Source organism: Paenibacillus allorhizosphaerae (assembly GCF_042659105.1).
GTDB classification, from domain to species: domain Bacteria; phylum Bacillota; class Bacilli; order Paenibacillales; family NBRC-103111; genus Paenibacillus_G; species Paenibacillus_G allorhizosphaerae.
The window spans coordinates 260,329-280,570 of sequence record NZ_JBHSRV010000005.1; the positions used below are offsets into that span (position 1 = coordinate 260,329).

Annotated in this window: 18 protein-coding genes; 6 read left to right on the forward strand and 12 right to left on the reverse strand. The window is 55.3% G+C overall.

Annotation, left to right across the window (positions count from 1 at the left end):
* The first annotated feature begins 622 nt into the window (after positions 1-622).
* Positions 623-1,429 (forward strand): (2Fe-2S)-binding protein, encoded by an 807-nt coding sequence (locus tag ACFQI7_RS20210; protein ID WP_218100271.1) that lies wholly within the window; start codon positions 623-625, stop codon positions 1,427-1,429.
* Between the two features lie 160 nt (positions 1,430-1,589).
* Here the strand turns inward: ACFQI7_RS20210 and gluQRS are convergent, their stop codons facing one another.
* The 8 genes from gluQRS to ACFQI7_RS20250 form a co-directional block, all read right to left on the reverse strand.
* On the reverse strand, positions 1,590-2,573 hold the full coding sequence (gene gluQRS / locus ACFQI7_RS20215) for a tRNA glutamyl-Q(34) synthetase GluQRS (protein WP_218100272.1): 984 nt from the start codon (positions 2,571-2,573) through the stop codon (positions 1,590-1,592).
* 273 nt (positions 2,574-2,846) lie between these two features.
* The gene (locus ACFQI7_RS20220; protein ID WP_218100273.1) at positions 2,847-3,026 is read right to left on the reverse strand and encodes a Nif11-like leader peptide family natural product precursor; all 180 of its coding nucleotides are present in this window, start codon (positions 3,024-3,026) and stop codon (positions 2,847-2,849) included.
* A gap of 24 nt (positions 3,027-3,050) precedes the next feature.
* Positions 3,051-3,350: a hypothetical protein gene (locus ACFQI7_RS20225; RefSeq protein WP_218100274.1), complete on the reverse strand. Its 300-nt coding sequence runs from the start codon at positions 3,348-3,350 to the stop codon at positions 3,051-3,053.
* Positions 3,351-3,652: 302 nt separating this feature from the next.
* A complete protein-coding gene (locus ACFQI7_RS20230) occupies positions 3,653-3,847 on the reverse strand; it encodes a hypothetical protein (RefSeq protein WP_218100275.1) in 195 nt (64 codons plus the stop codon).
* Positions 3,848-3,874: 27 nt separating this feature from the next.
* Positions 3,875-4,744: a GNAT family N-acetyltransferase gene (locus tag ACFQI7_RS20235; RefSeq protein ID WP_218100276.1), complete on the reverse strand. Its 870-nt coding sequence runs from the start codon at positions 4,742-4,744 to the stop codon at positions 3,875-3,877.
* A 17-nt stretch (positions 4,745-4,761) separates the two neighbouring features.
* Complete coding sequence (locus ACFQI7_RS20240) at positions 4,762-5,661, reverse strand: hypothetical protein (protein WP_218100277.1); 900 nt, start codon at positions 5,659-5,661, stop codon at positions 4,762-4,764.
* A 13-nt stretch (positions 5,662-5,674) separates the two neighbouring features.
* The gene (locus ACFQI7_RS20245; RefSeq protein ID WP_218100278.1) at positions 5,675-6,637 is read right to left on the reverse strand and encodes a hypothetical protein; all 963 of its coding nucleotides are present in this window, start codon (positions 6,635-6,637) and stop codon (positions 5,675-5,677) included.
* 67 nt (positions 6,638-6,704) lie between these two features.
* Positions 6,705-7,691, reverse strand: coding sequence for a helix-turn-helix transcriptional regulator (locus tag ACFQI7_RS20250; RefSeq protein WP_218100279.1), 987 nt, complete (start codon positions 7,689-7,691; stop codon positions 6,705-6,707).
* A gap of 150 nt (positions 7,692-7,841) precedes the next feature.
* Between ACFQI7_RS20250 and ACFQI7_RS20255 the strand changes: the two genes are divergently transcribed.
* From ACFQI7_RS20255 to ilvD, 3 genes are all read left to right on the forward strand, one after another.
* Positions 7,842-9,800, forward strand: a complete 1,959-nt coding sequence (locus tag ACFQI7_RS20255) for a hypothetical protein (protein WP_218100280.1) — start codon at positions 7,842-7,844, stop codon at positions 9,798-9,800.
* A gap of 203 nt (positions 9,801-10,003) precedes the next feature.
* The gene (locus tag ACFQI7_RS20260; RefSeq protein WP_218100407.1) at positions 10,004-10,669 is read left to right on the forward strand and encodes a GntR family transcriptional regulator; all 666 of its coding nucleotides are present in this window, start codon (positions 10,004-10,006) and stop codon (positions 10,667-10,669) included.
* 26 nt (positions 10,670-10,695) lie between these two features.
* Complete coding sequence (ilvD, locus tag ACFQI7_RS20265) at positions 10,696-12,387, forward strand: dihydroxy-acid dehydratase (protein ID WP_218100281.1); 1,692 nt, start codon at positions 10,696-10,698, stop codon at positions 12,385-12,387.
* Between the two features lie 252 nt (positions 12,388-12,639).
* Here ilvD and ACFQI7_RS20270 read toward each other — a convergent pair whose 3' ends face one another.
* A complete protein-coding gene (locus tag ACFQI7_RS20270) occupies positions 12,640-14,700 on the reverse strand; it encodes an ABC transporter ATP-binding protein (RefSeq protein WP_218100282.1) in 2,061 nt (686 codons plus the stop codon).
* Positions 14,701-14,708: 8 nt separating this feature from the next.
* Positions 14,709-16,469: an ABC transporter ATP-binding protein gene (locus tag ACFQI7_RS20275; protein WP_218100283.1), complete on the reverse strand. Its 1,761-nt coding sequence runs from the start codon at positions 16,467-16,469 to the stop codon at positions 14,709-14,711.
* Positions 16,470-17,091: 622 nt separating this feature from the next.
* On the opposite strand from ACFQI7_RS20275, the gene ACFQI7_RS20280 reads away from it, so the two are divergent.
* Positions 17,092-17,592: a hypothetical protein gene (locus ACFQI7_RS20280; RefSeq protein ID WP_218100284.1), complete on the forward strand. Its 501-nt coding sequence runs from the start codon at positions 17,092-17,094 to the stop codon at positions 17,590-17,592.
* A gap of 32 nt (positions 17,593-17,624) precedes the next feature.
* Positions 17,625-18,254, forward strand: coding sequence for an SGNH/GDSL hydrolase family protein (locus tag ACFQI7_RS20285; protein ID WP_230415181.1), 630 nt, complete (start codon positions 17,625-17,627; stop codon positions 18,252-18,254).
* 94 nt (positions 18,255-18,348) lie between these two features.
* Here ACFQI7_RS20285 and ACFQI7_RS20290 read toward each other — a convergent pair whose 3' ends face one another.
* Together ACFQI7_RS20290 and ACFQI7_RS20295 are read right to left on the reverse strand one after the other, a co-directional pair.
* A complete protein-coding gene (locus ACFQI7_RS20290; protein WP_218100285.1) occupies positions 18,349-19,155 on the reverse strand; it encodes a histidinol-phosphatase in 807 nt (268 codons plus the stop codon).
* Positions 19,156-19,162: 7 nt separating this feature from the next.
* Positions 19,163-20,065, reverse strand: coding sequence for a LysR family transcriptional regulator (locus ACFQI7_RS20295; protein WP_218100286.1), 903 nt, complete (start codon positions 20,063-20,065; stop codon positions 19,163-19,165).
* Between the last annotated feature and the right edge of the window lie 177 nt (positions 20,066-20,242).

A 20,242-nucleotide genomic window follows, 5' to 3' on the forward strand; every position in this document is an offset into this window, starting at 1 on the left:
AGGCGTACATGCAGAGAAGTCAAGTAACCTTATGGTTCTTGGCTTCTTTTAACGCGGTAGACGAGCGTCCGGACAAAAAAGTTAGCTCCGCTTGTATGCTGTAGGGCAAGGACACAGTCCATCGGGTCATGATATGTGTATATTATTTTATAAACCACAAGGGAGTGAGCTTAATGGCTTTTTGTCCGACATGCCCGACAAAAACAGTGTTCGATCCGCCTGTACAGCAGTACCAAAACTATTATCATCCGCAAATCGTTCAAGTGATTCATCCGATTGAAGTCATAAAACAGCATCATTGCGTGCCGGTGTATCATCACACAGTGGCTTATTCGGAAAAAGATGTCATGTGCACGATATCGTCAAAAAAACGCTCCAGAAGAAAAAGATAATGACCCGCTGCCTCCGCTCATGATAACCGGAGGCAGTTTTTTTGTTTCATAAATAATGATTGTTGCCATTGACAAATGATAATGATAACCATTATCATTTGAGATGAATAGGTGATCCTGAGAATCGATTTCATTTTGTGAAAAGAAAACGACAGTTGCTTTCTAGGAGCGGTATGGAAAGTCGCTAATGAACCGAATGTTGATTGTGAAAATACGGGGGAGTATACAGCGTGATCAAATTGGATTGGAAGCTTGTGGAGGAGCGGTTTTACGTCAGCTTATCCGGCCAAACGGACGCCATTTGCTCCATTCCTGCGGCGGAGCTGCTGCAGCCTGAACGGGCAAAGTCGTTTGTTGATAGGTACGGCGAAGCGATTGGAGCGCTTGAACCGGCTGCTGCTGCGGCATATTTTGGCGGATGGTTCAGCGGCGTCGCCCACGCGATGCAATATGCGGTATCCGTATGCAACGTATCGCTTCATGCCTCGCTCGCCGCTTTGACGATTCAAATGATACATAAGGAAAACAGGTGCGCTCTGTGCTTCCGGCTGCAGGACGGAACGGTGCTCGAGGCGCCCGAGGGGGATCACGCACGTTCCGAGTGGCGCAGCACGATCTTGACCGCTTTCTACAGAGATACGGTGCGGCCGCTCTTTGAGGCGGTCGCCGCTGCGGCGGGTTGTGATGTCGGCCAGCTGTGGGGCCAGCTCCCGAGCCGGATGGCGAACCAGACGGAGCAGTGGCGTACATCCATAGCAGGGGAAGACGTCCGCTCAAGAATTGCGGCGGATGTCCTGTTTCTCAAGGATGGGCTCGATCCTGTTTTGCTGAACAGAGTGAAAAGCCCCTTCGACGTCAAACTCAGGTATGTAGAAAGCATCAAAGACAAGGCGCAGAACATTGCGCTCAAGTCCTCCTGCTGCATGCATTACCGTACCGGCAGCGGCGTTTACTGTTATACGTGCCCGCGGCTGACGGAGAAGCAGCGAGCCGAGCGGCTTGCGGGGCTGCGTTCGGCGGAAGCCGTCAAGTCTTAAAAACCTGGAAAGGCGGCGAACGGCTGCCTACGCGTTCACAGGGGAATCGTTCAGATCGCAAAAGGGAATCGCGAAGGAGTTCGATCAAGCAACAACCCTATTCGGGAAAAGAACAGGAGCGCTTCACACCGGGATTCGGGTGTGTAGAGCGCTCCTTTATTCACGTTGCACTATTTTTAATGCTCACTTCACCAATCTGCCTAAGCATTTGCCCGTTTACGACGATCGGCTGCTTTCCGACGTTCTCAAGGCGGAAGTCCCCTAAAAGCTCGGACGCCTTCACAGGCTCGAGCCGATCGCGCAGGCCGCATACATGGGCGAGCCAGCCGACGACCTGCTCGGGAGCGGCACCCGCAGCCTGAAGCTCGCGCAGCGCGACGGCGCCGTGGCGCTTCGACAGCTTGCGGCCGTCCTCGCCGAGCAGCAGCGGGACATGCGCAAACGCGGGAGCGGGCAAGCCTAGCGCTTCGTAGAGCCACAGCTGACGGGGCGTCGAGTCGAGCAGGTCGCCGCCGCGGACGACATGCGTCACGCCCATGGCCGCATCGTCGACGACGACGGCGAGCTGGTAGCCGAACATGCCGTCGGCGCGCTTCACGACAAAATCGCCGCCGCTCCCGGCCGGCACTTGCTGCGGCCCTTGGATTTCGTCGACGAATCGGAGCGGGGCATCCGGCAAGGCAAACCGCAGCGAAGGCGTTTTCGCCGCGGACTTCGTGCTGCGTTCGGCCGCAGTCAGCCTCCGGCACGTTCCGGCATAGGCCGGCCCCTCGGAGGCCAGTCCATGCGGCGCGCGGGCGATGGCGGCGAGATCGGCACGGCTGCAGTAGCACGGGTATAGCCGCCCCGCAGCTTCCAAAGCATGCAGCGCCGACTCGTAGCGGTCGAGGCGTTTGTTCTGCACGTAAGGAGCATACGGCCCTCCGACGTCGGGGCCTTCATCCCAATCGATCCCGAGCCAGCGCAAATCTTCCAGCAGCTGCCGCGCATATTCCGGCTTGGAGCGCTGCGTGTCGATATCTTCGATTCGAAGAATGAACTGTCCGTGGTCCTTCCGGATGTGCAGCCATGCAATCAAGGCTGACAGGGCGTTGCCCAGATGCATCGGTCCGGACGGGGTCGGTGCGAAACGTCCGCGTTTCATTTCATCTACACCTGCCTGTGCGAAAAAGTGCAAGAAGAGGTAAACGCAAGAGAGCCGCTGGCAGCGGCCCGGAATCAAGTCAAGCATAGCAAGCGACCAGTAGAACGACAGTGCTATGCATCATGCTTATTTACGTTCATTGCCGCGATGGCATCGTTATTCGCAGCAGCCGTTTACTGTAATGGTTTGCCGATAAGGCTGCCGAAAGGTATGCCGCCGAATTGATCGCTTAAGGAAACACGCCCGCCGGTAACCGATGCCAATGCGTCATCGTCAAGTTCCGTCGCTGCTTCGCGGGAAGCTTGACGAAGCGCATGCACGAACTGTTCCGCGGTAAAAGCGAACCCGGCTTCCGAGCTGAACGACGGCTTCTACGGTATCCAAAGCTTTCAGGCGGTTCGCCAATAACGGATCACTTGCGGCTTTGCTGAAAAATGCGTATACGGTCGTCAACGCTGCATTCCCTCCCTTTATTAATCATACTGTATTCGACGGCGGAGGGACAGTTTCCTCCAGCCTGCGGCACACCGTTTCCAGATCATCGATTTGCGACCAGTACAGCTTCAGCTCCTGCCGAATGCGCAGCAGCTCCTCGGCCGATACGTTCAGTTCCGTGTACAACATGAACGTAGGGATCGTTTCCCGGTACATGTGAAAGCGCGAAGGGTGAGCGACGGCCTCCTCCCCCTGCCATTCGGCCGCTCTTTTCAGCGCCGGAATGCTGAGCGTGTTTTGGCGGATGAAAAGCTGCGATTCATGCGATAAAAGATATCGCACGAGCGCCAACGCGGTGGGGCACGGATCGAGTTGAAAGGATTGGGCATTGCGGTCGATTCGGCGCAAGTGACCGTTAAGGTGACCGCGAACGCGATGTCACCTTAGTTTGTCGAAGCGCTTGTGCTCCAGTCCAGCAGCTTCGAGCACCGACGTTTTCGGATGTTCGGTGATTGATCTCCTTCGTTGCACTCCTACGATTCCGTTACGTTCTCTGTGTATGATTGCGCGCAAAGCGATCATGAAGCAAAAGACCGCTTCCCCAAATGGTCCCACAGGACCGATAGGGCGCGGTCGTATTGTTTTTACACTACCTTCTGCGCGTCGTCGACGCGGGCTTGCGAGGCGTTGATGCATCGCTTGCACACCTTGAGCTGCTTGCCGTCCGATTTATTGCGGGTATACAACAATTTGATACGAATCGTTTTGCATACGGGGCAAGTGCCTCTTCCGTGCGAAGGCATTTTCCACAGCGCTTTTCCTCGATTGGTTTTGGACATGGGTACATTCTCCTTTTCGCTCGACTTTCATGCTTGGTACAAGCGATATTCATAAATTCGAATCTGTTTCGCTTCCCGTTCGAAACCGGCCGACCGAAGCAGTGCTTCCCCGGCAACATTTGAGCCGGACACCGCTGCCGATACATGCGTTCTGCCGAGTTCGCGATGCTGCTGCAAGCTTGCGGCAAGCAGCCCTTTGGCGATGCCTTTTCTCCGCCAGCCGGGGAGGGTGAATAGACGTTCCGTGATCCCGACCTCCGTTCCCCAGCTCATGGAGCTTCCGATCAATTTGTCTCCGTGGAATGCAGCCATCACGAACCAGACCGGACCGCCCTGCATATAGTTCAGCATTTCCATCGAGTAATCGTTCGGGAAGATGGACTGATCCGCTCGAAGGTAAACTTCCTTTTCCGCGGACGAACGCATCGGCCACGGCCTGATCTCGATTCCGGTAGGAAGCTGCGGCACGGCCGGGAAAGACGCTGAAATATCTCTCAAATACAGCTGAATGATGTCCCCGGTGGGAAGAAACCCTCTCCCTTCATACAAATTGCGATCCTCCTCATTTCGGATTCTGGCAAGCAAGCGGGGGATGACGCCGGCTTTTTCGCAGTGCCGTTCAAGGAACCGGTTCACCAACGCATCGGCTAGCTGCGCTTTCAAGCGCTGCACTTCGGCTTGAGGCAGCGAGGGAGAATGTACGGTCCGCATTAATAAATTCGCATCCTTGTTCATTAACGCCCCTGCGCCGACTAGCCGATCCCGCTCGTCCGTTGCGCCGAACATACTGAGCGGATCGATCGTTCGGTCCCACTTGAAGTGACCCCACGTGCCTGCGTCTATTGCTTGAAGCTGTTCCAAATGTTCCTCACGAAATGGCCGAACCGTATAATTCATCCATATGCACGCTCCTTTTATCGAAGACCGATATTCCGATACCGGCTGCCGATGACTTCGCGAAACATTTCTTTCAAGCGGATGATGGCATCCGACTCGATCCGCCTCGCTTCGGAAGTGGCGTCAGCCAGCATTTGAAAGGCCTTCCGATGATTCGGTTTTTCTTCGGCGATTGCCGTGCGCAACAGTTCCTCCATTTGCCGAAAAAGCGCCGTCAGCTGATCGTATCGTTCGATCACCGGCCCCAATCCCGGCAAATGGGATTCGATTTCTTGCAGATAAGCAAGGACGTTTTGCTTCAGCTCCAGCAGCCATCGTATGACCGCCGCAGCGCCCGTCCGGTCAAAGTCACCGGTCCGGAAAGCTTGGAGCATAAAGCCGTAGGCGCGTTCCCCGCAGCCGTATTGTTCCGGTGGGAGCACGCTGTCGTGCCTTTCCCACAAATAGACGGCCTGCACGAGAGATTCGCGGTACAGCTCTTCCATGCGAACTTCCAGCTTGTCTCCGAACGTTTGGCAAAACCAGAATGGAGGACAACCGTACAGCAAATCGGCTCCGCCCGGCGCGTCGTGGCGGGGATCGGTCACGGTAAACTTCCCCGTCCATAGGATGGACGGACGGCCATGCCGGTGCGCATTCGCGACAGCGTCCCAGGCGGCTTTCTGGTACAACGGAAATGTCGGACTATCAGTGAATCCGCACCAAACCGTGTTGTGAATCCCGAGAAAATCGGCCGACAGCCAGTGCTCGGCTTTCCAGTTGTAAGCGTGGATAGCGTCCGCCGTCAGTCTGCAATGCGTCTGGAAACGGAATGCATTCGCCGTTATTCCGCTCAGCAGCGCTTTGGACCCGTGAAAGTAACCGGACGCGGTCAAAGCAGCGTGCAGGGCATCCGTATAGTGTAAACAACGTTTCATCACGACAATCCTTTCATCTGGGGGGAGCGGATCCCCACCTCGGCATTGGCCGGTCGGCGGCCGGGTATCCGTCTATGATCGCTCGAATGCATTGAACCGTTCGTTCCTCCATGGCCGCCGCTTCCTTCAACATTGCCGCCAGTTTAAAAGCATTGTTGGAATGGCGCGTAAGCCCGTCTTGGTAAAGGGCATCCAATTCGTTGTACAACGGGATAACATCGGTTAGCCCCGGGATGAGCGGAGCGATTTCTCGGAAATAGGCATGGAGTTCCCGTCTCGAATACGCAGCAGAGGAAAGGATGTACGATGCACCAAACGGATGGAAACCGCCTTTCTCAAGTGCTGCGATCCAATAGCGGTAAGCGAGCTGGCCCGAACCGATATCGATATTGGGCGGCGTCTTGTAGGGCGTCTCCCATTCCCGGACCGCGGTGCGCAGCGATTGCAGCACGACATCTAGCGGATCACGCTCCACTTGGCCGAGGATGAGGTGCGCATACCAATACGGCGTAAAATTCAATCCGAAATTGTCGTACAGCTTGATCTTTTCTTCATGGGAGCGTCCGTCGGAATAAAAGAACACCTCATCATCGTCGTCATACCCATGTATGACGCAAAACTCCGGCTCCCAGAAAATGACCCCGACGCCCCGTTCGATCGAAGCTTTCATCTCCCGGATGAAGGCCTCGCGGTACAATGGAAACGTGTGATGGCGCGTATGTCCACAATATATCGCCGATGCAATTCCGATATTTTCAGCAGCGGGCTGATGCTCCTCTATCCATTCGCCGTATGCGGTAACCGACAAAGGAAGCAGCTCCTTATGGACGCAAAACTTGAACGCCATTCCCGTTTTGCCGGAAAGCATATATTTAGGCTCATTCGAGAGACCTGCGGCGACAAGGACGGCATGAAGGCAGTCGACGAATGTTTTGGATTCTCTTGTCCATGTCAAGCCGGTAACGGTCCTTTTCATGCGGTTCCTCCTTTCCTTCGCTGCGTAGTGTTATCATAATATAGATGATACGACATAAAATGTCGTGTCAGTTAGACGGCGGCTTGGTTTTTTCCATAATTTGTTGACAACGGCGATAGAGCTTGTCCTTCAGCCATCCCGGCGACTCCACGGTTTCCCATTCCTCTTCCATGAGCATTGCCACAAACATATCGGGATCAAAAAACTCAATTGCATACACCTGCTCCGCATCGGTCGCAGCGGCAGGATAACCTCTCCAACGGGAGCCGTTCAATGGTTCGCGCAGGCGAATTCGGGCGCAGAACGGTTTCGGATTTTTGGGGATACCTCCCGTAAGACCGGGATTAGCCGTTTGGGGCGAGGAGCCGGATAAAGGCGGAATACTCAACCCGTCGTTGATAGTCGCCCCCGGCTCTTGCTTTATGGAAGATTCTTTCTCGACGACGATCTTCCGGATCCGCTGCAACGCGACATATTCCTCCTTCGGCGCATCTGCACCTGCGGTGCGGACGATAACGTAATCTTCCCCGTACCGGTACAGAAGCTGCTGCGGGATACCGCCGACGATCCGTTCACCGTTGTCAGACGGAAGCCAAAGCTGCACCGGACGCTTTTCTTTTACGGCAGCGTTCAACGTGCTGATTTTGTGCAGCAGCTGCGCGTCGTATTCGAAGGCGGGAAGCTGGAACTCGCTGTCATCGTCCCGCGCGCCGCTCATTTGCTTGAATAAATGAGACAGCCGGTTGGCGTTGTGGAACGTTCCCCCGGTCACTTTGTTCGCTTGCTCGAAACGATACGATAAAAACAGCAATATTTGCCGTTCCTGCTCGGTCATGTACATATTCGGCAGCACATACGCTTCGTCCGTATAAGCATAACCCCGTTGCTTGGCAACATATTGCAGCGGGGCTCCCATCGATTCGGTCATGTATTCGATATCCCTTTGCGCCTGTCTGGCCGAGATTTCGAATTGCCGGGCAAGGAGCACGCTGTTCGGATATTTGCGCAGACGTACCTGCCGGTCGAACCATAAAATGCGGTGCTGATTGCTCAAGTCGGTTCCTCCCGTTCGAAGTGATTCGTTAGCATTGTACAAAAAAAGCTGAATTTTGGCTATTTATACCAAGAGCGTGGTCGAGTTATGATCGATGGAAGATTTATTTTATGGACAGCTATGATCGAGTTTGAATCGGAGGGATCGACAATGCAAACGAAACAACCTACAGTGCATGAATGGATCGCAGTAGAACTGCAGCATGAGACGATGGAAGTGCGGATCGGATATCCGGCCGTTCTTGTGCCGGGCGACGCATACCCGCGCCTGGCGGTGACGAGTGGGCGGGCAGGGGCGGTCGAAGTGAAAGTGATTCATGAGCAGAGCGGCGAGATCGTCGCATCCGCTGCTGAGCAACAGCTGCAAGCCGGAGAGGAAGCCGTTATTCGTTTTCCGGGTACCGTTCGTAAGAAGGGAGGCTGCCGCATCGAAGCGGAGTTTCGGCTCGACGGGCTCGCGCCGGAAACGGACAGTTATTATTTCACCTCTATCGATGAGCGGCAGCTTCCGCCGAACTGCAGCAAAGCCGCTTATACGAACGGGCAGGGACGAATGGTATACTTGCCGGACTACCGGGGAAATCGCCTACCGGATTTTTCGGGAGTCGGGTATGGCGGTGGCGGCGTGGCGATTCCGGATGTTCCGGTCAAAGTAACGGTGGAGCCTGCGCCGGGAGACAATACGAGCCGGATTCAAGAGGCGATCGATCAAGTATCCGAGCTGCCGCTGGATGACAACGGGATTCGCGGGGCTGTGCTGCTGCGGAAAGGGATCTATGAGATCACCGGTTCGATTGAAATAAAGGCGAGCGGTGTCGTGCTGCGCGGCGAAGGACAGGGCGATGTCAGTAAGCTGTGGTACGATCCGGACCGGCGCTTTGATCTGGAGCAGCTACAGAAAGCGCTTGTTGGAGCAGAAGCCACCGTCCTGATCGCGACCGGCCATAACCGGCGCCGGGTGCTGAAGATTCACGGCTCGGAGCAATCCGTTCGCGTACGAACATCGGACAGCAGTGAAATATTGGACACTTATGTTCCGGTCGGAGCTAATTCGTTTCGCGTAGAGCACCCGGAGCGGTTCCGGGTCGGCGATACGATTGTCGTGCAGCGGAGCGGGAATGCCGATTGGATCGGCGAGATCGGGATGGACCGTATTCCTCCGCGGGGCGACGGCGGTAAAATTACGCAGTGGTCGCCGTTCGACCTGGAGTTCGAGCATGTCATCACGGCCATCGAACAGGACCGGATCACCGTCGATTCTTCCCTGATGAATGCCGTAGAAAAGCGGTGGGGCGGCGGGCGAATATATAAATTCGAAGACCCGGGCCGTATAAGTCAGGTCGGCGTCGAAAATGTAAGGGCCATCGCGTTTTGGCAGCCGAACGAGGACGGTGTAGACGATACGCGGCATGCCGACGAATTCGTCGACCTGGACTATTGCAAGAACGGGTGGGTACGAAATGTGACCCTAGAGCACTTTAACAGCACGAACGGCGCGTTCCGGACCGGAAGAGGCTCGAAGTGGATTACGATTCAGGATTCCTCGAATCTGATTGCTGACAAAAAGTATTATAACGGCAAAGGCTACGACCCCACCGGACGCACGTTTTATGAGACGAACATTTATGTTGGCCGTTACGGCTTTTATCTGATCGGCCAATCGGGGCTGGTGCAGCGGTGCTTTGCCTTGAACAACCGTCATGGCTTTACGCTCGGTTCCCGGGTGACGGGACCCAACGTATTTCTGGACTGTATCGGCGAACAGCCGCTTACATGGAGCGAACCGCATCATCGCTGGTCGGTAGGGGGATTGTACGATAACGTACATGATATGATTTCGTTGATGAACCGGCTGAACATGGGCTCCGGTCACGGCTGGGCCGGCGCGAATTACGTCGCATGGAATACGGAAGGGACACTCGTCGTCCAACAGCCGCCGACAGCCCAAAACTGGGCGATCGGCCATATCGGGGAGAAGGATGCGGGCGGCAACCGGGGACCGGACGGCTTTTGGGATTCGCACGGACAGCATGTGGAGCCGCGCAGTCTGTATGTGCAGCAGCTTAAAGACCGCCTCGGCGAAGACGGATTGCGCAGCACAGGGTATTAGAAGCAAGTAGGATTACAAATGAACTTTGAGGATGACCACGGGCTCGCCTATGAACGGAAGACGCAAGCAATTGCGTCTTTTTTCGTTTGATTAGCTAACTCATGGAAAGGCGGAACGGGGAGCCATACAAAGTTTTTTACTAAATGTTATTGAATATTGTATCTATATGCGATATATTGCATATAGAAGAGGGGGAATTGATGATGCCTATTCCTAGCAATTTCTCAACGCCGGCCCGTATGTCGGCCAAAGAGCGGGCTTTATCGCAAATCCAGCGCTGGATTATAGACGGAACGCTTCAACCCGGCGAAAAATTGATCGACGCGGATCTGGCGGATGCGCTCGGGGTCAGCAGAACGCCGATCCGGGAAGCTTTGCAGCTGCTGGAAATGCAAAGTCTGGTCGAGATGCACCCGGGGAAAGATACGCGAGTCAAGACGATCGAAAAAGACGACGTTTTGAAAATGTACCCTACGCTTGCCGCACTGCACAGCTTAGCCGCCGAACTGGCGGCACCGCTCATCATACCCGGACAAATCGAGCAGCTTAAGGAGCTTAACGCAAGGTTCTCCCAGGCCATTGAACTCGGGCAGCCTTTCCAGGCGATGGAGATCGACGAACAGTTCCATAATCTCATCATCGACATCGCGGACAACCCGTATGTATCGTCCTTCAGCGCATCGCTGCAAATTCATATTCGCCGGTTCAAGTACGTTTTTCTAAAGCAGCCGGTTGCCGCAACCTACGCTTCGGTTCAAGAGCATGCCGACATTATCCAAGCTTTGGAACAAGGGGATCGCGCTGCTGCAGCGGCCGTTATGAAACAAAACCTGCTAAGGCCGATGAACGAGTTGTATGCTTTGATCTAATTTTTATATCGAAAGGATTGATTCGTATGCCGGACAACGAAGATTTGCGCATTCGCAGCAAAGTCATCAGCGAAGGCGTCAACCGCACGCCGAATCGGGCTATGCTTCGAGCCGTTGGCTTTCAGGATGAAGATTTTCAAAAGCCGATGATCGGCGTTGCCAGTACGTGGAGTGAAGTGACGCCTTGCAATATTCATATCGATCAATTGGCCCGGCACGCGAAAAAAGGGCTGCAGGAAAACGGCGGCGCTCCGCTGATTTTCAATACGATCACCGTGTCCGACGGCATTTCGATGGGGCACGAGGGCATGCTGTTTTCTTTGCCCAGTCGCGAAATCATCGCCGATTCGATTGAAATCGTCACGAATGCGGAACGGTTCGACGGGTTGGTCGCGATCGGCGGCTGCGATAAAAATACGCCTGCCTGTTTGATGGCGATCGGCCGAATGAATATTCCTGCCGTATACGTTTATGGCGGCACGATTCAACCGGGACAACTCGACGGCCGGAGCGTCGATATCGTAACGGCTTTCGAGGCGGTCGGCCAATACCATGAAGGCATCATGGACGCGACGCAGCTGCACCGGATCGAATGTACGGTATGTCCCGGAGCCGGCGCTTGCGGGGGGATGTACACAGCCAATACGATGGCATCGGCAGCGGAGGCGCTCGGAATGAGCTTGCCCGGATCGTCATCCACGCCTGCCATTGCAAGAGGCAAGTCCGACGAATGCGAGGAGGCCGGGAAGGCGGTACTGGAGCTTCTGCGTAAAAATATCGTTCCCCGCGACATTATGACCAAGCGGGCGTTCGAAAACGCGATTGCGGTCGTAATGGCGCTTGGCGGCTCAACGAATGCTTTTCTTCACTTGCTGGCGATCGCCCATTCGGTACAAGTTGACCTGACATTGGACGACTTCGAACGCATCCGTTGCAGAGTGCCGCATCTTGCTGACCTGAAGCCTAGCGGACAATACGCGATGCAGGACCTCAATGAGGTCGGCGGCGTACCAGGGGTCATGAAGCTGTTGCTAGAACATGGACTTTTGCACGGCGATTGTTTGACGGTAACCGGAAAAACATTGGCTGAAAACCTTGCTTCGGCACAGCCGTTGAAGGAAGGTCAAAGGATCATTCGACCGATTGACAATCCGTTAAAACCAAGCGGACCCCTGGTTGTGCTGAAAGGGAATCTGGCTCCGGAAGGCGCAGTGGCCAAAATGTCAGGGCTGAAAAAGTCGCGCTTTACCGGCCCCGCTCGCGTATTCGACAGCGAAGATGAAGCGACGCAAGCGATCATGAACGATAACATCCGCAAGGGCGATGTCGTGGTCATCCGCTATGCAGGACCGCAAGGCGGGCCGGGCATGCCGGAAATGCTGTCCGTCACGGCGATGCTCGTGGGCAAAGGGCTAGGCGGGGAGGTTGCGCTGCTGACCGACGGCCGGTTTTCCGGCGGCTCGCACGGTTTCGTAGTCGGTCACGTGGCGCCGGAAGCGCAGGTCGGCGGCCCGATCGCTTTGCTACAGGATGGCGACTCGATCACAATTGACAGCGAGACGCAGGAAATTCATGTTGAAGTATCTGCGGCGGAGCTGGAAGCCCGGGCTGGGCGATGGATAAAACCGCCGCTGAAGTTTTCGTCCGGCGTGCTGCATAAATACGCCCGGCTTGTATCGCCGGCGTCCAAAGGAGCCGTCACGGACCTGGACATATAAGTAATTCGAGAAGCCGCCGTCTGCCGAACGCCTTATACTCGCATCTTAACACGCCGTCCCCTCGGATGCGGCAACACTGTTTGCCGTGCGTGCGCGAGCTGCACCCGGCTGTCCCAAATAAGGAATTATTGATTTTTGGACGCTTCGCTACGGGTCGAATGTTCTAATGTAAAAAGAACCTCCAATTTCCACTTTGAAAGTGGAGAATGGAGGTTCTCCTGCGTATGAGCGATCCTGGGCAATAAGCGCCGTTTATCGTGCCGGAGCAATGCGGAGCCCGGCATCGCCAGCCGAATCGGCGGACGCTTCGCCGGACTGAAGCCGGTACATCTGATAATATTTGCCGCGCTGCCGCATCAGCTCCTCATGATTGCCGCGTTCCACGATACGCCCGTGATCAAGGACCAGAATCCGGTCCGCGCTGCGGATCGTGGACAGCCGGTGGGCGATGACGAACGTCGTACGGCCCTTCTTGAGCACGTCCAGCGCTCCCTGAATGACCGCTTCCGTCTCGGTATCGATGCTGGCGGTGGCCTCATCGAGGATGAGGATTGCCGGATCGAAGGCAAGCGCCCGGGCAAACGAGATCAACTGCCGCTGCCCTGCGGACAGTGTGCTGCCTTTCTCGATTACCGGCTCGTCGATGCCTCCCGGCAGCGCCGCGAACATGTCGTAGGCCCCCACGTCGCGCAGCGCCTGCTCTACTTGGTCCCGCGTGACGGCCGGATCGTTCAAGCTGACGTTGGAGGCAATCGTGCCGGTGAACAGGAACGGATCCTGCAGCACGATGCCCATATGCTGGCGCAGCAATTGACGCGGAATGCCGCCGATGTCGCGGCCGTCGATGCGGATCGTGCCCCGCTGCGGATCGTAGAAACGGAACAGCAGGTTCAGAATCGAGCTTTTGCCGGAGCCGGTATGGCCGATGAGCGCCACCGTTTCCCCCTGCTTCGCTTCGAACGAAATATTCTGCAGTACCATCTCGTCGTTCTTGTAGGCGAAGTGGACATCTTCGAACGAAACGTCGCCGCGGTATCGTTCCAGCTTGCCGGAAGCGACGTCCGTCCCTTCCTCGTCGAGCAGCTCGAACACCCGCTCGGCGGAGACGAGCGCCGTCTCCAGGTTGCTGAGCTGATTCACGATGCCGACAATCGGTTGAAACATCCGGTTCATATAGTCTACGAAAGCATACAGCACGCCGACGGTGACCAAGGGGCCGAGCCATTTTCCGCCGAACATCCAAATGACGATAAGGAAAATGATATTCCGAAATACGTTGACCAGATTATGCGAAGTAATGGAATTCAGATTCAGCATCTTGTTCTGATATGTGAAATATTCCCCGTTCAACCGTTCGAAATCCTTCATCGTATGATCCTGCCGCCGGAACACGCGGATGATCGGCATGCCTTGGATCGACTCGTTGATGATGCCGTTAATATCGCTGAGACGGGACCGAATGACGCGGTTATATGCTGCGGCGAACCGGCGGTAAACGAGTATCCAGACGTACGTGATCGGCAGCATCGGCAGCGCGATCAGCGCAAGCGTCGGGTTCAGCAGGAACAGCGCCCCGAGAATCGCTCCCATATAGATGATGCCCGAGAAAAAATTGGCCAGCACGTTGACGTACAGCTCGCGCACGGATTCGGTATCGTTTGTAATGCGCGAAACGACCTTGCCGGCAGGCAAGTTATCGAAATACGGCACGGGCAGCCGCTGCACATGGGCAAACACATCCGTACGCATCCGGGCAATAATCCGATTGGCTGACGTTTGCAGCAAGTACCGCTGCCCGTACGTGAACAGCGCGCTCAGGACGAGCAGGCCGAAGTAGCATAAGGCGAGCACAAGCAGGACCGATAATTCCGGGCGGTAAAAGCCGAACAGCTCCGCAGAGGTCAGCTGCTTCGCGGCGTACGCCGCTTCCCGTCCGTCCGTGCTGACGGTTAGCCGTCCGCCTTCCACGCTGCGTTTGCCGTCGAAGGCGAGCGGTTCCGCTATAAAGTAGTAGCTGCGGCCCACTTGCAGCACGCGGACCTCCGGTCCCTTCGTTTCGCCTTCGGCCCAATGATCGCTTCGTTTGTACCGTTTGCCGTCGTATGGGACCGCGGCCTTATCGCTCGGCGAAGCTTCGTACCACGCGTATTCGATGCCGAGAATGTGCCGGTCAATCATCCGTTTGGCGATTAGCGGACCGGCCAGCTCGGCACAGACGGCCAGCGTCAGCAGGGCGAGAGCGATGAGGATCGGTCTCTTGAAGCCCCATGCATATTGAAACAGTCTGGCCCCGGTGCGTTTTGTTTTTATCATATCTTGTTTCACCTTTTTCCTGTTTCCGTTTCGGTCGATCCTTCGAGCTGCTGGCGATCGTACTGGTCTTTGTACCAGCCGCCCGCCTGAAGCAGCTGTTCATGCTTCCCTTCCTCTACGATGCGTCCCTCGTCAAGGACGACGATCCAGTCGGCATGCTGCACCGCGGAAAGCCGGTGGGTCGTAATGAGCGTCGTCTTGCCGGCTCTTTCGCGGCGAATGCCGGACACAATCTCCGTCTCGGTCTTCGCATCGACGGCCGAGAGCGCGTCGTCAAGCAGCAATATTTCCGGATCGGCGATCAGCGCTCGGGCGATGGAAACCCGCTGTTTCTGCCCGCCGGAGAGCGCCACGCCTTTTTCGCCGACCAGTGTATCCAGACCGTCAGGCAGGAATTGCACGTCTTTGGCGAAGGAAGCAAGCTCCAGCGCCTGCTGCAGCTCTTGTTCGCCTGCGCCCTCCCGGCCGAATAAAATATTGTCCCGAATCGACCTGGAGAACAGCACAGGCTGCTGCGGGACGTAGCCGATCCAGCCATGCAGCTGCGGGAGAGCGATGCGATCTGCGGCGACGCCGGCAATGGCGAGCGTTCCGCTTCCAGCCGGATATTCGCGAAGCAGCTGCTTCAGCAGCGTTGTTTTGCCGCTGCCGGTGCGGCCGACGATTCCTAGCGTCTGGCCGCGGGCAAGACGGATGGATATGCCGCTCAAATTATTTGTCGGCGAGGCAGGGTAGCGAAACGTGACGTTGTCAAACTCGATGTCATGCGGCACGCCGACGGCGGCCGGATGATCCGCGCTTTCCACGTCAGGCGTGTAAGCTAGCGTCTCGTTCACGCGGTCGAGCGAAGCATTGCCCCGCTGCATAATATTGATCAGCTCGCCGATCGCAAGCATCGGCCAAATCAGCATACCGAGAAAGACGTTGAACGAAACGAGCTCGCCGAGCGTAATATCGTTATGGAATACGAGGTAAGCCCCATAGCAAAGTCCGATCAAATAACTGACGCCTACAAGCACTTTGACGACCGGATCGAACAATGCGTCGATTTGGGCGACGGCCCGGTTTTTCTCGTACACTTCATCGGTCATTTGCTTGAATTGATTTTGGCTGGACGCCTCCTGCACGAAAGCGCGAATGACGCGAACGCCCCCGATCGTCTCCAGCACTTGATCGTTCATCCGGCCGAAGGCGTCCTGCGCGCGGGTATACCGCTCATGAATGCGTCTGCCGAACTTTTGCATCAGCCAGGCCATCAGCGGCAGCGGCAGCAGCGAAGCGAGCGTCAGCTTCCATGAGATGAGCGCGGCCATCGTGACCAGGATCGTCAGCATGAACAAGCTGGAATCGATCAAGGTTAGAATGCCGAATCCCGCGGTGACGGACACGGCCCGCAAGTCGTTGGTAGCCCGCGCCATCAGATCGCCGGTCCGGTTCCGCTCGTAAAAGGTTGGCGTCATCCGCAGCAGATGCTTCATGAAGCCGGTGCGAAGCGTTCGCTCCAGGACGAAAGCGCCGCCGAACAACTGGTACATCCATACATAGTTGATCGAGTAGCCGATGACGGTAAGTGCGATCCACCAGGCCAGCAGGCGGTACAGTTCTGCGCCGGATAAGGTGCCCGTATGGATGCCGTCGATGGAGTACCCGATCAGCTTCGGCGGAATGACGTCAATGATGCCGGCAATAGCGAGCAGCACGATCGCCGAGGCGTATCTTTTCCAATGCGCGGCAAAAAACCAGCGCAGCTTTTTTAACACAATGAACATAGGAGATCCCCTTCCTTAACAACCGTCAAACAAGCCTTAGAAAAAATAAAAAGGCATCCGCCCGCAAGCGACATGCCTTCCGCTCCGCTGAAGCAGAGCCCGCCCGTTGCACCCGTTCATCCGAACAGGACACAAGCTATATAAAAGGCGCACGATTACAATAGCGTAACCGGCGCGCGCATGATTCCGTAAAATCATCTCACGATCGTTTCCTGAAACGGCTGGCTACGCTTTCTATGCTATGCAGTTGATCTAGCACGATATGATGCGCTGCGTTTGGCATAACGTAACCATCCTCTACTTGAAAATCACTACATCGTCAAATTTATCATTGGGGTGAATGAGCGTCAACGGAAAGAATCGTTATAATCAACAGCCGGTCCTTCCCCGAACTGGACAAACGCTGCCGTGTCACAATATATAAAGTGCGGCAACGGCTGAGGGTCGTGCGCCTCCGTACCCTCTGGATTCCGTTAAACCGGGCGAGCGGAGCCGCTCACCCATTTTAGCGCGTGCGGTTCAACGACCCAAGCCTTTTTTTGCCGCATAACATACGATAAAAGGAATAGACAAGTTGGAACATGTTGTCGGAACGACAAGTATTTAAAAGGCAGGGATAACGATGAGCAAAATAAAGCAGTCGAAACCGGGAGCGTTCACTCCGAGCGATGCTATGAACCGGGGGAGGAGCAAAGTGTATTACCCGCCGGCAAATAAAGGCCGAGAAGCAGCGGCCGCTTCGACCAAGGGCAAACGGAACGGCGGTATGACGCGTAAACCGAGAATCGCCAAGCCGCGGTACGATTTAAACAATGTGGAGGTTCAAGGATTGTTCAGTGCATTCGGCGGCGGCGGAGGAGGAGGAGCTGCTGCGACCGGCGGCGCAGCCGCGGGCGGCGATTTCTTTTCCCTCTTCAAAAAGGTTGGCGGGCTTGACGGTATTATATCGACCATGAGCAAAGTCCAAAAAATGTATACGCTCTTCCAGCAAATGGGGCCTATCTTTAAACTGATGGGCGGCTTCGGCGGAATGGGGAGCTTGCTGGGAGGCGCCCAGGTGAAAACGGCAAGCGTGAAATCCGGTTCCGGGAACCGGTCAATGCGCCGCAAACCAAAGCGCTAATTCAATCATGCCTGCGAAAGGAGGGGACGGCAGTGCTCGTATATGCAGCGGTGGGGGACTCGCTGACCGTAGGCGTAGGTGCGTGGCCGGGGGCCGGTTTGGTCCCGCAGTATCGCGCGCTCGCGTCCAGAGCTGCGAATGCATATGTGGAGAGCATGAGTTTCGGGATGTCCGGCGCGACGACCGGTGACATACTCCGTCTGGTCAAGTTCAATCCCAGGCTGCGGTTTATACTCGCCCGCGCCGACATCATCACATTAACGGCCGGAGGGAATGATTTGATCCGCGCGGCCAAGCAATATGCGCGCAAGCAAGACCCGCTCGTCTTCCCGGAGGCGCTTCGCGAATGCCGGGAGCATTACGCCGAGCTAGTCAATACGATCCGCGCCTTGAAAGCAAGCCGTGGGAGCCGCTATATTATTCGCGCAGCCGATTTGTACAATCCGTATCCGGCCGTGCCGGAGGCGGCGCTTTGGGTGAAGCGCTTCAACCGGCATATCGACAGCCTGCAATGCGGCAATTTCAAAATCGCTTCGGTCTACAGTCCCTTTGTCGGACGGGAAAAAGAGCTTCTTTCCGTCGACGGCCTTCATCCGAACAAGCAAGGTTACCGCGTCATCGCGGAGCAAATGAGCCGGCTCGGGTACCGGCCGCTGCTGTAATTCGCATGTATAGCAAAAAATCCGGTGCAGGCTCCTAAAGCCCTTCCGGATTTTTTTGGTTTGTCCTTAACCTTCGCCGGCAAGTCCGAGCTTCCTAAAGCGGCACCGAATAAAGTTTTTTTTGTTTGTAATACACCCATTCCGTAAAGCCGATCGCTTTAAGCCGCTTCGCGACTTCTTCCCAATCGTCTCCCACGCGTTCCGGCTTGTGGGCGTCCGAACCGAACGTCACTTTCACGCCGTAATGATGCGCGCGCTCGAGAACGGCGTCGATCGGATACCAGCCGCCGCAATCTTTCGTTTTGCCGGAAGTGTTGATTTCGATGGCAATGCCGTGCGCCGCTATCGCCTGGAGCGTCCGGTCGACGGCATCCGTCTGAATGTCCGAGAAGGCGGGGTAGAAGCCGCGCATCGCGTCGATATGGCCAAGAATTTGGAACATCCCGCTGCGCGCCGATTGTTCGATCAAATCATAATAAATTTCTTTTTGCTCGATCTTTTGCTTATCGGTCAATCCGTTCCAGCGCTTCTTGTTGAAAATACTGACGCCGCCCGATAAATGAACGGAGCCGATGATATAGTCGAAAGGGTACTGCTCGTACATTTGACGGTACAAATCCGCATGCTCGGGAAAAAAATCCGATTCCACGCCAAGCAGCACCTCGATGCGGCCGCTGTACTCTTCCTTCAGCTTCAGCACCTCTTCAATGTAACGGTTAAACTCGCTTTTGGCCATCGCAATTCCTGGTTGTTCGCGATCCAAATCGCTCGCAAAATAAGGCGAATGGTCCGAGATGCCGATGACGCCCAGCCCATGCCGGATGCCTGCTTCAATATAATCGCGAATGGTTCCTACCGCGTGCCCGCATCGTTCATGATGGGTATGTAGATCGAATTTCATTGTTTTCTCACTCCGAACCTATGAATTGAATTTCCTGCATGCCCTTCAAATCTTGCAAAAACTGATGTAATGCCGAGCTCAAGTAGCGCCCGGACTTGTAGACGACGCCGACCGGATGGCTGATGGCCAGTTCGTTCACTTTGATCATCTTTAGAGAGCCGAGCCGCAGCTCGTTTTGAATCGACAGCTTGGATATGATAGCGGCGCCGAGATTGAGCTCGACCATTCGCTTTACCTCTTCACTGCTGGAAAGCTCCATAACGACCTGAGGCGTAATGAACAGCTGCCGTAATATTTGATCCACAAACCGGCGCCCGGCGGTTTCCGGCGACAGCATAATAAGCGGCAAATCATGCAGTTTCTCAATCGGGATATGCCCGTATTTGGAAAGCGGATGTTCCGGCGCAACGACGAGTTCGAATGTGTCGTAATATAGCACGGAGCTTTCGAGCGCGGGATGTTTGTCGAACAAATAAGTGATACCGATATCGATCGATCCGTTTTCCACGTTCAGCATAATTTGCGAAGTCGTCATGGAATGAATCGTCGTTTTGATTAGAGGGAACTGATTTTGAAAATAGGATAGCACACGCGGCAAGATTTGAATCGCGATGGAAGTCGTCGTTCCCAGATGGATATGCCCTTGCGGGGTTTGGTTCAAATCCGCGAGCCGCTGCTTCAAATCTTCAACCGTTTGCAAAATGGACTCCGCATGTTCGAGGAATATGCGTCCGCTGTCCGTCAGCGTTACCGGCTGATTGCGGTCGATCAGGACGGTTTTGAATTCATCCTCAAGGCTTTTAATTTGTGCCGATACGGCGGGTTGCGTAAGATTCAGGAGCTCGCCGGCTTTGCGGAAACTCATCGTTTTCGAGATCGTGATCAACGTTTCCAGTTGATTCAAATTCACATACGTTCCCCCCTCTCCCCAAACATTGTGTCCATGCCCGCAGGCTGCCGGTTCACGCTGTAAGAAAAAACGAAACTTATTATCGAGTTCTGTCAAGACGATCAGGACTGCAGTGACTGCAGCCGAATTCATGGTGTTTTAAACATGGCGGCGGCATCTCAATCGCGCACCGGCATT